This is a genomic window from Kitasatospora sp. NPDC058478, from assembly GCF_042720345.1.
GTDB lineage: Bacteria > Actinomycetota > Actinomycetes > Streptomycetales > Streptomycetaceae > Kitasatospora.
In genome coordinates this window covers 144,730-156,898 of the sequence record NZ_JBHXML010000003.1, presented here as the reverse complement: position 1 = coordinate 156,898, position 12,169 = coordinate 144,730, and the positions used below count along the sequence as shown (strand labels likewise).

Sequence of the window (12,169 nt, the reverse complement as noted above, 5' to 3'; positions counted from 1 at the left end):
ACGAACAAAAGAGCAGTTCAGACGGTCGCCGACTGGAGCTGGTGCGGCATGTTCCAGCCCTCGGCGAGCCTCGACGGGTGAACGTTGTCTCCCCCGCCGAAGAACTCGCAGAACTTCATGATCAGCGGGTCCCAGCCGAGCGGGTCCACGTAGTGCGTCCCGGGGATGACGAGGTCCTCCTCGACATGGGCGCGAAGGACCTCGACCTCGAAGGCGGTGGCGTGCGGCTCGGGACCGCCGAAGGGGTGGGCCGAGACGACCTTGCACTCCAGCTGGACCGGGCATTCCGCGACCCTGGGGGCTCGGACCAGGTCCGACGCCTGTTCGGTCAGCTGTGCGACCGAGAACTTGTCCGGCTCGTACCGGTAGCCCTGCTTCACCTTGTAGTCCGCCACGGTCGGCTTCCCGGTGGTGAGCGCGATCCGGTCGACGGCATCGACCATCGCCGACGAGGGCAGGTTGAGCACGCACTCGCCTTCTCGCAGCAGGTTCGCGGTGGTCTGGCCGTTGTTGCCGAGACCGAGCATGCAGGACTGGCCCAGCCACCACACCGAGGACATCGGCGCGAGGTTCGCCGTACCGTCCTCGTTGAGTGAGCTGATCAGCACCACCGGAGTTCCGAAGTACAGGATCTTGAGCCCGGGGACGACGTGCATGCGCTGTGCCTTTCGCGAAGTGCCAGACGAGCAGGTCCGCGATCAGGAACACGAACCGTCGCCGACTCTCTCGCGAGCGGGACACCGGCGCTGGCGGAAACGCGACACCGCATTTCGGGGGTGGCGAGTCGGCGAACACGCTGTTCAACCGCGTGAAACGAGCAGAAGGGCCACCCAGTCGAGGGCAGCCCTTCCGCGACCTCCGCGGCGCGTGTCAGCGAGCGAGCAACTCGCGCACGGCGTCACTCACCTCGGGCAACTCGCCGGGTAGGGCCCACTGGTAGGCGTCGTGCTCGGTGAGGACGACGGGCTCGGCCTTCTCCACGGTGACGGCGAAGTTGAACTGGCGAGTGGTGCCGCCTCGACTGTTCCGGTAGTCGAAGTGGCCGACGTAGCCGATAATCTGATGGATCGTCAGACCAGTCTCCTCGCTGGTCTCGCGGTGCAGGGCGCCCAGAATCCCCTCCCCCTCTTCGACCGTCCCGGAGGGAACCTCCCACAGGCCGCCCAGGTAGTCGCCGGGGTTGCGACGCACGAGCAGGACCCGACCTCCGTGGTTGATCACGGCGGCGGCGACGAAGCCGGTGATGCCTGCGGATTCAGCGTCGGCCGCGAGCCGGGCCGCGAACTCAGGAGACGGGGAGGGAGAGGGAGAGGGGAAGGCGGTGGTCACAACAGCTCCTCGTGATGGTCGCCGATCTTGATGGCCGCGCGAACGTACTGCTCGACCAGTTCGAGATCCTGCTCACGATGCCAGACCGGAAGCTTGATCATGTGCGCGTGGGCACGCTCGGCGACGGGAAAGTCCCCGGCCTTGTACCGGCGCTGGGACTGCGGGTGGCCGGGGAACAGCGTGCTGGGCTGCTGGTACAGCGGCAACTGGTTGAGGGGGCAGGTGGAGCCGGGCCGGTCGAACTCGGTGGCGCCCTCGGCGAGCAGCGCTTGGTGGAACCGCTCGATCGGCAGGCCGCCGAGCTGTTCGGGCCGGTAGGTGAGCGTCAACCCGTACCAGGACGGAATCACTCCGTCGGGCATTGCGGTGACCTCCAGGCCGGGTATCCGGCCGAGCTGGTCGGTGAGGTGGCGGGCGATCTCCGCCCGGCCGGCGAGGTAGTCGTCGAGGCGGGCGAGCTGGTCGTGGGCGATGGCGGCGGCGAGGGGGTGGATGCGGAGCTTGAGGCCGGTCCCGGTGACCGCGTACCGCGCGAGCGGACGGCCGTCCGGGATCTCGGTCTTGGCCCGCTTGTTGTAGTGCGCGAACGTGATGACCCGGTGGTAGGTGTCGTCGTCGTCCGTGAGAACGAACCCGCCCTCACCGCCGGACAGCGGCTTGGGTCCGTTGAGGGAGAAGGCCGAGGCGAGACCGAACGTGCCGACCTTCTGCCCGGCGGTGCCGGCGCCGTGGGCGTGGGACCCGTCCTCCAGCACCGCCAGGTCATGGACGTTCGCGACGGCCACGAGCTCGGTCATGTCGGCCGGCTTGCCCCACAGGTGGGTGGCCATGACCGCGCGGGTGCGAGGAGTGATCAGCTCCTCGACGCGGTTCGGGTCGATGTTGCCGTCCGGACCGGTCTCGCACAGCACCGGCACGGCACGAAGGTGGAACAGCGGGGAGGCGGTGGCGTGGAAGGTCCACGCCGGGACGATGACCTCGTCGCCGGGCTTGATCCTCGCGGCCCAGTAGGTGGCGTGCAGGGCAGCGGTGCCGGAGCTGGTGGTGACCGCATGCCGGACGCCGAAGTAGTCCTGCAGCCCGTCCTCCAACTCGGCGACGATGCCGGACCGGCCGGGGATGGAGATCGACTCGTCGAGCTGGGCGCCGACCTTGGCACGGGTGGTGTCGTCGATCGGCGGCCAGGAGAAGTGCGGGCCGTCGACGGTGACGGCGGCCTTGCCGCCGAGCAGGGCGAGAGGGCTGGTCACAGCATCTCCTTCGGGTCGATGTAGCGCCCCGCTGCCTTGGACTGGTAGCAGGAGGCGATGAACGCCGCGTGCGCCAGGTGCTGGTCGGCGCCGGAAGTGTTGGGCCTCTCACCGTCCAGGACCCGGCAGAAGTAGTCGATCTGCGCGGTCGCGGCCGAAGCGGGCGCGTGCGGGCGGGTCAGCTCCTCGACGATCGCGCCGTGCAGGTCGAACCGCTGGACCTGGCCCTTGGTCAACAGCACCGAGCCGCGGGTGCCGACCACGTACAGGCGCTCGGTCTTCGGGGCCATCCACCTGGACAGCAGCACGGAGCCGTACAGGTCGGCGTCGTAACCGAGCTGGATGACGGCGGTGTCCTCCGCGTCGTACCCGCCACCGGGAACGGCGGCGGTGGAGAAATCGGCGATGATCCGGCTGGGCAGGCCGAAGTACCACAGCAACAGGTCGATGAGGTGGTAGCCCATGTCGATGATGCAGCCGCCGCCGGCCTGGCGGATGTCCCCGCGCCATCCGGCACCGGGGTCGTCGGTGTGGAAGGTGTACTGGCCGTCGATCAGGAAGGGGGTGCCGATCTGGTCCAGCAGTCCGGCGACGCTGGTGTAGATCGGGTTGAAGCGCCGCTGGAGGGCGACCATCAACTCGACCTGGCCGGCCCGGCAGACCTGGGCGAGCTCTCGGGCCTCCCGCACCGAGGTGGCGAACGGCTTCTCCTTGAGAACGTGGACGCCGCGGGCGGCACACTCCTGGACAACCTCCCGGCCGACGTGGTGCGGGACGGCGACGACCACGAAGTCCGGGGACGCGGCGTCCAAAAGCTCACCGGTGCGGGTGAATCCGGGGACCTGGAGGGCTTCCTGCCGCTGTCGCAGGGTGGTGGGGTTGCTGTCGCAGATGGCGACGAGTTCGGCCCTGCTGGAGCCGAGCAGGCCGGGCAGGTGGTCTTCGAGCGCCTGGTGTCCGAGGCCGATGACCGCGGCACGTCGTTTCATATGCGGACTCCTTCCGCTTCGCGAAGGAACTTGTCGATGCATGACGAGTAGAGCTCAACTCGCAGTCACCAACCAGACGTTGTCCGTAGTCCCGGGGTGGTCCCGCTGTCGCCGGCAGTAGGCTCACGGTCACCGTCGATGATGGGATTGGCCCCGTGGACGACCAGATCCGGCACCCCCTCGCGTACGCCCGCGCGCTTCGCGGCTGGTCCCAGACCGACCTCGCGGCCCGCATCCACCACGCCGCCAGGAACAGGCCCGAGGGTCTCCGCTCCGGCACCGACAAGGCCGCCGTCAGCAAGTGGGAGAACTGGCGCAAGACGCCGAGCATCGAGTCCCAGCTCCTGATCGCCGAAGCCTTCGACGTCTCGATCGGCGACCTGGACGCCTTCGAGTGGCCGCACTGGCTGCCCGGCCAGGAGCAGCCGGTGCCGCTCGGATCGGCGTTCACCGTCCACGCACTTCGAGATGCACTGAGAGCCGCAATGGACCATCGCCGCCGCACCTTCATGACCTTCAGCGCGCTCGCGCTGGCCGGGCTCTCAGCCCAGTGGGCCACGCTCGAACCCGACCGGCTCGCCACCGCACTGGACGGCAAGCAGCTCGACGCCGAACTGGTCGACTGGCTGGAGGACACCAGCGCCAAGCTGACCGCCCAGCCCACCGAACAGCGGCAGCACACCGCGAAACTGATGGATGCCCAGCTGGAGACGGTCACCGACCTGCTGGAGCAGGGCCGGTACACCGAACCCATCGGCCGGCGACTGCACCTACTGGCCGCCTCCCTGGCGAGCACCTGCGGCTGGCACCGGTTCGACCAGGGCCAGCACTTCGCGGCGGGCAAGCTCTGGAACGCGGCCCTCGCCAACGCGCACGCTTCCCGCGACCGCGACCTCGGCGCCGGAATCCTCTCCGACTTCGCCTACCAGTCGATCTGGCTCAGCCAGCCCGGCGCCGCCATCGAACCGCTCAGCCAGGCCCTCATCCACACTCGGCACCCCACCGCGCAGTCCCTGCTCCACCTTCGCCGGGCCCGCGCGCACGCCGCCCTCGGCTCCGCCGCCGACTGCCACCGCGACCTGGCCGCCGCCGAGACCGCCCTGCTGACCGACAGCCCTGACCGGGCTCCCGCATGGTGCGGGTGGATGAGCACCGCGGACCTGGCCGTCGACTCCGGCCAGTGCATGCTCGACCTCGGCCGCACCGGCGAAGCCCACGCCCGCATCGACGAGGGCATGAGCCTGCTGCCACGATCCCGCGACAAGACCCGCGGGATCTTCCTCACCTACGAGGCCCGCAGTCTCCTACGGGCCCGGGAGGTCGAGCAGGCCCTCGCCGTCACCCACCAGTCCCTCGACCTCGCCACCCGGATCGGAGCCGAACGGTGCGTCACTCTGGTACGTGAACTCGCGCCCGCGTTCAAGCCCTACCGGCGGGTGCCGGGTGTACCTGAGTTCCTGGATCGTTTGAGGACTGCCTGACGTCTCAACGGCATCTCCGGCATCACCGGCATGAGCGTCCGACGCTGTGGTGGTCGGGGTCGCCGGCCGGGCCCTTCTCGGGCCTCGGCCGAGCCCTGGGTGCGCGCACCCGGCGGCGGGGGCCGACCGTCAGCTCCGGGTCTCCTGCCGGGTTGAGGTGATGAACTGCAGCAGGTGTTCGTTGACCAGGTCGGGGCGTTCCAGGTTGAGGCCGTGGCCGGCTCGTTGCACGATCTCGGCCCGGACTCCCGGGATCAGCGCGGTGACCCGCTGGAGGACGTGGCGCGGGCGGAGCAGGGCGCTGCGCTTGCCCAGCAGGACGAGGGTGGGCAGGCGGATGGAGCTCAGTTCCTCGTCGGTGAACGGCCTGGCGGCGGGGCGGGTGTTCGGCTTGTAGCTGCGCATGCCGAGCATCAGGGGGGCGATCATCTCGGGCGGCGAGCTGAGTGCGGGGTTGGCGAGCAGGCGTCCCAGCGCGGGGCGCAGCGGCCGCGGGGCGAGCATGCCGAACAGGCCGCCGATCATGTGGGCGTAGAACCGGGCGGGGACCTTCTCGATGCCGCCGGGGTCCATCGGTGCGATCGACGCGAGGCGTTCGGGTGCGTGGATGGCCTGGTTGAGGGTCAGCCAGCCGCCGTAGGAGAGGCCGACCAGGTGGATGCGGTCGAGTCCGAGGCCGGCGAAGACCTCGCCGAGCCAGGCCGCGTTCTCCTCGGAGCCGGCCGCGACGGCGCGTTGGACGCTGCGGCCGGGGTCGTCGAGCGTGTCGATCGCGTAGACGGGGTGGTGTTCGCCCAGGGCGGCGATCTGCGGGTACCAGTTGGACGGGTGTCCGGCATGGCCGTGCAGCAGCACGATCGGTTCGCCGGTTTCGGATCCGTCGGGTCCGTCGGGTCCGTAGTGGTGGACGTGGACGGTGCCGTAGCTGGTTTCGACATCGAGTTCCCGACGGGGGCCGGGCCACAGCTCCATCGCACGGTCGTAGGCCTCAAGGAACTTCGTTCGGGCTTTCTCGCTGACGAAGTGTCCGACGCTGGTCCTGGTCATGTTCCCTCCCGGTGCTCGGAATGCATGAAACAGCAGCACTTGATGGTATGTTTGTACCATAAAAACGTTTGGAGGGAACCCGATGCCGAAGCTGGTGGATCACGAGGAGCGGCGGGCCCACATCATCGACGCCCTGCTGCGCACGGCGGCGGACACCGGGCTGCACGCCGTCACCATGCGGTCCGTCGCGATCGAGGCGGGTGTCTCGGTGCGGCTCGTGCAGTACTACTTCGACACCAAGGAGCAGCTGCTGCTCGCGGCGCTCACCCGCCTGGCCGCACGAATGGGCGAACGGATCCAAGGGCGGGTCCAGGCACGGGTCCAGGAGCGAGTCCAGGAACGGATCCGCGACCGCGCCAGGGCGGCCGGGCCCGCGGCGTCACCGCGCGACATCGTCGAGGCGGTCCTGCTGGAGTCCGTGCCGACGGACGAGGAGAGCCGGACCTTCCACCTCGTCTACACCGAGTACGCGGTGCTCTCCATCACCGACCCCGCGCTCACCGGCCAGTCGTTCCTCACGGCGCCCAACGAGATGGAGGACTTCCTGGTCGGCCAGTTGACCGCCGCCCGGCAGGCCGGGGACACCGATCCGCGCATGGACGCCCGCCAGGAGGCCGTCGTCCTCCTGGCGGTCTCCGCCGGCCTGGGCCTGAGCGTCCTCCTCGGCCAGCGGACGGCGGACGACGCGGTGGCGGTCCTGCACTACCACCTCGGCCGACTCTTCCCCGGCTCGTAAACCCCCGACGGCGGCAAAAGCGGCAGCCGACCGTAGGCACCCCCGGCCGGGGCGTCAGAGCCGTTCGGGGACGGGGTTGCCGACCGCCTCGATGGCGCGGCGGACGGGGACCTTCAGCAGGAGGACGAAGCCGATGAGGAAGAAGACCAGCAGCGAGATGATCGCCGAACGGTAGCTGCCGGTGATCTGGTAGGCGAGGCCGAAGACCAGCGGGCCCATCCAACTGGTGCCGCGGTCACTGACCTTGTAGACGCTGAAGTACTCGGCTTCCCGGCCCGCCGGGATGAGGTGGGAGAACAGCGAGCGCGAGAGCGCCTGGCTGCCGCCGAGCACCAGTCCGATCATGCAGGCCAGGGCGAAGAACCAGACGGGCTGGTGGGCGGGCATCAGGTACCCGAGGGCGAGGGTGGCCACCCAGCCGACCAGGGATCCGAGGACGGTCCGCTTGGCGCCGTAGCGGCGGGCGATCCGGCCGAGGAGCAGCGCGCCGCCGATCGCCACGATCTGGACCAGGAGCACGGCGGCGACCAACGTGGTCTGGTCCATGCCGAGTTCCTCGCTGCCGTAGAGCGAGGCCTGGGAGACGACGGTCTGGATGCCGTCGTTGTAGCAGAGGAAGGCGCCCAGGTAGAGCAGTGTGAGCGGGTATTGGCGCATCCCGCGCAGGGTGCGGGCGAGTTCGCGCAGGCTGCCGGCGGCGGGCCGGTCCGGCGCAGAGGCGGGTCGGTCGGGCACGGCGACGGTACGGCCGGGGGCCGCGCCCGCCCGGGAGGGCAGCCGCAGCATCGGGACGATCGTGAACAGCGCCCACCACAGGCCGGCCGAGGCCAGGCAGATCCGCACGGCGGTGCCGGAGGACAGGCCGAGCGCGTCGTGGCCCTGGAACAGCGCCAGGTTGGCGATCAGCAGCAGTCCGCCGCCCGCGTAGCCGTAGGCCCAGCCTTTGGAGGAGACCGCGTCGCGCTCGTCGGGGGTGGCCAGGCCGGGGAGGTAGGCGTAGGAGAGCGCGACCGACACCGCGTACGCGATGTTGGCGACCACCAGCAGTGCGCCGCCGAGCAGGTAGCGGTCGCCGTCGAGGAGGAACATCCCCATCGTGGCGACCGCGCCGACGTAGGCGAAGCCGCACATCAGTTCCTTGTGCCGCCCGGTGCGGTCCGCGACCGTGCCGGTCAGCAGCATCGCCGCGACCGAGAGCAGCACGGAGAAGGAGACCGTGTACGGGAAGAACGACCCGGCGCGCACCGACAGTCCGAGCGGGTGCACGTCGCCGGCCGCGTCGGCGGCGTTCTTGGCGATGGTGGTCAGGTACGGCCCGAGGAACACCGTCAGGACGGTGGCCGAGAAGGCGGCGTTGGCCCAGTCGTTGATGTACCAGCCGAACCGTATCCGGCGCAGGGCGCTGTCGTCGGCGGCGGCCGCCGCGCGCTCCGGCGGGCCGTCCGGAAGATCGTCCGGCCGACGGTCCGGCAGGTTGTCCGTGGTGCTCGTCATGGGGCTCCCATCACCGTGCTGGAGCCGGTGCTGCCGTCGCTCCAGCAGCCGCGCTCGCCGAGGACGTCCCGCAGGACGTCTATGCGATCGGCCATGATGCCATCCACACCGAGGCCGAGGAGAGCCCTGATCCGTGTGGGATCGTCCACAGTCCAGACGTGAACCTGGAGGCCGAGGCGGTGGGCGGCGCGTACGAAGGCCCGGTCGACGACCCGGACGCCCCGGTGCCGCTCCGGCACCTGCGCGCACACCCCGGCGAACGACGCCCCGGACCGCGCCCCGGCGAACGGCGCCCCGAACCGCGCGCCGGACCGCTCCCGCTCCCCGCGCCCCCGCAGCAGCGGCCCGGCCAGCGAACGCAGCCGCAGCCGGGCCACCTCGCGCGGGCCGAGCGAGGTGGCCAGCCGGGGGCCCGCGGCGGCGCGGACGGCGGCGAGGCGGCTGTCGGAGAAGCCGCCGACGCAGACCCGGTCCCAGGCGCCGGTCCGGCGGATCGTCTCGACCAGCGGCCCGACGGCGGCCGCCGCCTTGACGTCGACGTTGAAGCGGGCCCCGGGGAACGCGTCGAGCAGGTCCTCCAGCAGCGGCACGGGCTCGGTGCCGCCGATCCGGGCCTGCCTGACGGTGTCCCAGGGCAGTTCGGCCACCGCCCCGGTGCGGTCGGTGACCCGGTCGAGGCGGGTGTCGTGAAAGGCCACCAACGCGCCGTCACGGGTGGCGTGCACGTCCGTTTCGAGGTAGCGGTACCCGAGGGCGACGGCGGCCGCGAAGGCGGCGAGCGAGTTCTCGGGGTGGCCGAGGTCACCGCCCCGGTGCGCGAAGGCGAGCGGCCCGGGGTGGTCGAGGAAGGGGTGCATGTGGTGCTCCGAGCTGCTGGGATGCGCGTTACAGTATTGCGCACCCTGTCAAGCAGTAACGCCGGTACCGCCAGTAGTCCCATCAGTGCCATCAATGCCATCAGTGCCATCAGTGCCATCAGCACCAGCAGTACCGCTACCGCCCGGATCGCCGACGCGGCGCAGATCGTAGAGGTACGACTTGCCGGCCTTCCAACTGCGCCAAGGGCCGAGCGGAGGGAACAGCTCCTGGTCGTCCGTCCGCCCCGCCAGCGGCCCGGAGTTGGCGACCCCGTCGGCGCCGACGGTGCACCAGCCCCGCTCCGGCAGCCACCGGCACCACACGTCCAGGTCCACCCGCTTGTACGACGGCCTGCCGTTGAACACGCCGTCCGCGCGGAAGTGGTACACCAGACCGTCCAGGCGGCGAACGAACTCGATCGACACGGCGGCTCCCCCCATCAGGCACCCGAAGTGCCAGGCTACGCCGCGAGCCCGGCGGAGGCAGCGAAAGTACGTTGCACGGCCGCCGACCGGACGCATAGTCTCGCGCCCATCGACGTGTAGCTCAGCAGCAGAGCGCCGGGCTCTGGACCCGGAGGGCGCAGGGGCGGAACCTGCCACGTCGGCTATGGACGACAACGCTGACCAGCAGCGCCCCGCCGGGGCCGGGACATCCGCGCACTACCCGCAGCGCCAACTGGCCCTGGCCCAGGCGTTCCTGGCCTCACCGGCCGACTCCCACACCAACGCCGAGACCCGGCGCAGCACCGAGACCCGGCGCAGCGCCGAGGCCCGGGTCGCCCGCTGGCGCGCCGTGCTCGCCGGCATCGCCGACGGCCGGCTGGCCATCGGCTCGCGCACCCCGGTGGCCGGACTGCCCGCCTGGGTGACGCCCGAGGTCGTACGGGGCGGCTTCGCCACCTCCGCCGCGAGCGCCGAGGGCCCGCTCCAGCCGTACGAGCGCGAGGCTGCGGCCCTGGCCGGGGTGGCGGCCGAGCGCGGTGCGCTCTTCGCGTACTGCCTCACCGAGCCCGGCCTGTCCCGGCTGTACGACCTCCTCGACAGCGGCCGCTACGAGGCCGCCGTGCCGGAGGAGGCGGCGCTGCTGACGGTGGCGTGGCTCGTGCGGGCCGGGGACGCGGCCGGTGCGCTGGAACTCGTCGACGTCCTGGAGCCGTTCGCCGGCCGGCTGCGCTTCACCCCCCGGCCGTCCGCGCTGCCCGCGCCGGACTCCGAGGCGGTGCACCGGCGCACGGTCGGCGACGCCGTCACCACCCTCACGGGCCGGCGGCCGAACGCCGCCGTGGAAGCGCAGCGCGAGGCGCTCACCGTCTGGCAGCCGTTCGGCGACCAACTGCTGGCCCACTGGCTGGAGACCGCCGAGGCCGGCCGGGTGCTGGAGCGTACGCCCGACAGCGCCTGGCTGGAGCGCAGCGCGATGCTGCTCCGCCGCTACGACGAACTCGCCGCGACCCACACCCGCTGCACCAAGCACCGCGACCCGAAGGAGAACCTCGGCATCCTGCGCGGCGCCCTGGCGGAGACCGCCGCCGGCCGGCCGCTGGACGCGCGCCGCCTCGGACTGCTGCGGCACGCGGTGGCATCCATGGTGCGCCGGCGCGGCCGGCCGGGCTCCGACCGGCACACCGAACTGCGCACCCGCCAGGCCGTCCAGGCGGCCCAGCCGTCGCACCACGACCTCGCCCAGCTGGTGCTGCGCCGCCTCTCCGGGCTGCACCAGGAGACGGGTGTGGCCGACGTGGCCCCGCTGGTCGCCGACGTCTCGGCGCACGAAGCACACACCGGCAACACCCGCCTCCCCGCAGGCACCCCGGTGCCCGCAGCGATCCGGCAGGTGGTCGAGGCCGCGCTCAGCGCCCCGCTCGACACGCTCGTGGAACGCGGCATGGTGCCCTCGGCCGAGGTCCTGGCCGAACTGGTCCCGCAGCTCGTCGCCGTGACCAGTTCCCAGTCCTACCCGGACGAGACACTGCGCACCCTGATGGCGGCGAACTACCGGGCGTTCCGCAACCGCCGCTCGCTGCTCCTGAGCGACCTCACCGGGCAGGTGCGGGTCGACGAACTGCCCTGGGTACGGGCGGTGGCCGGACACCGCGTCGGCGAGGACGGCCGCGCACCCGCGCGTACCGCGCTGCACCAGCTCGGCGAACTGGCCGTGCAGGCGTTCCCCGGCACGCTCCTGCCGAACCCGCTGGTGCGCGAACTCGGCGTGCTCGCCCGGCAGGCCAAGCTCGACGCACCGTTCGTGGAGGAACTGGCGGCGGACATCTTCACGGGCACCTTCACCCCGAAGTACCTGGCGGCGGCCCGGGCCGCCGCGGAACTGCTCAGCGGCACGCTGTACGAGCGCTACTACGCCATCGACTACGCGGCCGTCCACGACCTCGCGACCGCCGAGGCGGGCGAGGCATACAAGGCGAACAAGGCGAACAAGGCAGGCAAGGCCCCGGCGCGCGGCCGACGCCCCCGTTCCTCCCCCGGGTTCACCGAGCTGTGCGCGCAGCGCGCCGAGGTGTCCGGAGGATGGTCGGTCGCATCCAACGGGAAGATCATCGAGCAGGCCCAGATCCTCACCACGCACAACCTGGCCACCCTGGTCACCCGGGTCGGCATCAGCCCCGAGCCGGGCTGGGACGACCTGGCCTGGCGCAGCTTCACCACCGTGTGCCACGCGACGGCCCGGATCCACGACAACCCGCGGCCGCTGTCCACCATCAAGGACGCGGCGTACGCGTGGCGCCACCTGGTGTTCCACCTCTCCCTGTGCGAACCCGCCGCGCAGGCCCGGGTCATCGCCGGACTGCGCGGGGAGGCCGCCCGCCACCCCGCCCACGTCGCGGCCCGTCTCGCCCCCGCCCTGGCCGGCCTGCGCCAGGCCGCCCGCGGCGGCGCCGCGGACGCGGACGCCGGCCGCCGCCTCCTGGGCTGGACCACAGGACCGCACTGGCTCCACCCGGCCCCCAGGACCTGACCACCCCTGCTC

11 protein-coding genes and 1 tRNA gene are annotated in these 12,169 nt (G+C 71.4%); 4 read left to right on the top strand and 8 right to left on the bottom strand.

Features of this window, described 5'->3' with window-relative positions; all coding sequences use genetic code 11:
* Positions 1-17: 17 nt before the first annotated feature.
* The 4 genes from ACFWPT_RS02880 to ACFWPT_RS02865 all read right to left on the bottom strand — a co-directional run bounded on the left by ACFWPT_RS02880 (position 18) and on the right by ACFWPT_RS02865 (position 3,568).
* Complete coding sequence (locus ACFWPT_RS02880) at positions 18-656, bottom strand: flavin reductase family protein (RefSeq protein WP_380479009.1); 639 nt, start codon at positions 654-656, stop codon at positions 18-20.
* Between the two features lie 214 nt (positions 657-870).
* The gene (locus tag ACFWPT_RS02875) at positions 871-1,329 is read right to left on the bottom strand and encodes an NUDIX hydrolase (RefSeq protein ID WP_380479007.1); all 459 of its coding nucleotides are present in this window, start codon (positions 1,327-1,329) and stop codon (positions 871-873) included.
* On the bottom strand, positions 1,326-2,579 hold the full coding sequence (locus ACFWPT_RS02870) for a DegT/DnrJ/EryC1/StrS family aminotransferase (protein WP_380374063.1): 1,254 nt from the start codon (positions 2,577-2,579) through the stop codon (positions 1,326-1,328). Before ACFWPT_RS02870 ends, ACFWPT_RS02875 begins: the two co-directional genes overlap by 4 nt.
* Positions 2,576-3,568, bottom strand: coding sequence for a Gfo/Idh/MocA family protein (locus tag ACFWPT_RS02865; RefSeq protein ID WP_380374061.1), 993 nt, complete (start codon positions 3,566-3,568; stop codon positions 2,576-2,578). Before ACFWPT_RS02865 ends, ACFWPT_RS02870 begins: the two co-directional genes overlap by 4 nt.
* A gap of 155 nt (positions 3,569-3,723) precedes the next feature.
* Here ACFWPT_RS02865 and ACFWPT_RS02860 point away from each other — a divergent pair, with 155 nt between their 5' ends.
* Complete coding sequence (locus ACFWPT_RS02860) at positions 3,724-5,049, top strand: helix-turn-helix transcriptional regulator (protein WP_380479005.1); 1,326 nt, start codon at positions 3,724-3,726, stop codon at positions 5,047-5,049.
* A 129-nt stretch (positions 5,050-5,178) separates the two neighbouring features.
* On the opposite strand, the gene ACFWPT_RS02855 is transcribed toward ACFWPT_RS02860, so the two are convergent.
* Complete coding sequence (locus ACFWPT_RS02855) at positions 5,179-6,096, bottom strand: alpha/beta fold hydrolase (RefSeq protein WP_063352449.1); 918 nt, start codon at positions 6,094-6,096, stop codon at positions 5,179-5,181.
* 82 nt (positions 6,097-6,178) lie between these two features.
* Here ACFWPT_RS02855 and ACFWPT_RS02850 point away from each other — a divergent pair, with 82 nt between their 5' ends.
* On the top strand, positions 6,179-6,832 hold the full coding sequence (locus tag ACFWPT_RS02850; RefSeq protein WP_380479002.1) for a TetR/AcrR family transcriptional regulator: 654 nt from the start codon (positions 6,179-6,181) through the stop codon (positions 6,830-6,832).
* A 54-nt stretch (positions 6,833-6,886) separates the two neighbouring features.
* Here ACFWPT_RS02850 and ACFWPT_RS02845 read toward each other — a convergent pair whose 3' ends face one another.
* From ACFWPT_RS02845 to ACFWPT_RS02835, 3 genes are read right to left on the bottom strand one after another with little or no spacing between them, the layout of a single operon-like run.
* Complete coding sequence (locus tag ACFWPT_RS02845) at positions 6,887-8,326, bottom strand: MFS transporter (protein ID WP_380479000.1); 1,440 nt, start codon at positions 8,324-8,326, stop codon at positions 6,887-6,889.
* Positions 8,323-9,183, bottom strand: a complete 861-nt coding sequence (locus ACFWPT_RS02840; protein WP_380478998.1) for a glycerophosphodiester phosphodiesterase — start codon at positions 9,181-9,183, stop codon at positions 8,323-8,325. Before ACFWPT_RS02840 ends, ACFWPT_RS02845 begins: the two co-directional genes overlap by 4 nt.
* Before the next feature lie 48 nt (positions 9,184-9,231).
* The gene (locus ACFWPT_RS02835) at positions 9,232-9,609 is read right to left on the bottom strand and encodes a hypothetical protein (protein ID WP_380478996.1); all 378 of its coding nucleotides are present in this window, start codon (positions 9,607-9,609) and stop codon (positions 9,232-9,234) included.
* A 110-nt stretch (positions 9,610-9,719) separates the two neighbouring features.
* Here ACFWPT_RS02835 and ACFWPT_RS02830 point away from each other — a divergent pair.
* Positions 9,720-9,791: transfer RNA gene (locus ACFWPT_RS02830), tRNA-Gln, on the top strand.
* 2 nt (positions 9,792-9,793) lie between these two features.
* On the top strand, positions 9,794-12,157 hold the full coding sequence (locus ACFWPT_RS02825) for a hypothetical protein (RefSeq protein ID WP_380478994.1): 2,364 nt from the start codon (positions 9,794-9,796) through the stop codon (positions 12,155-12,157).
* Positions 12,158-12,169: the final 12 nt, after the last annotated feature.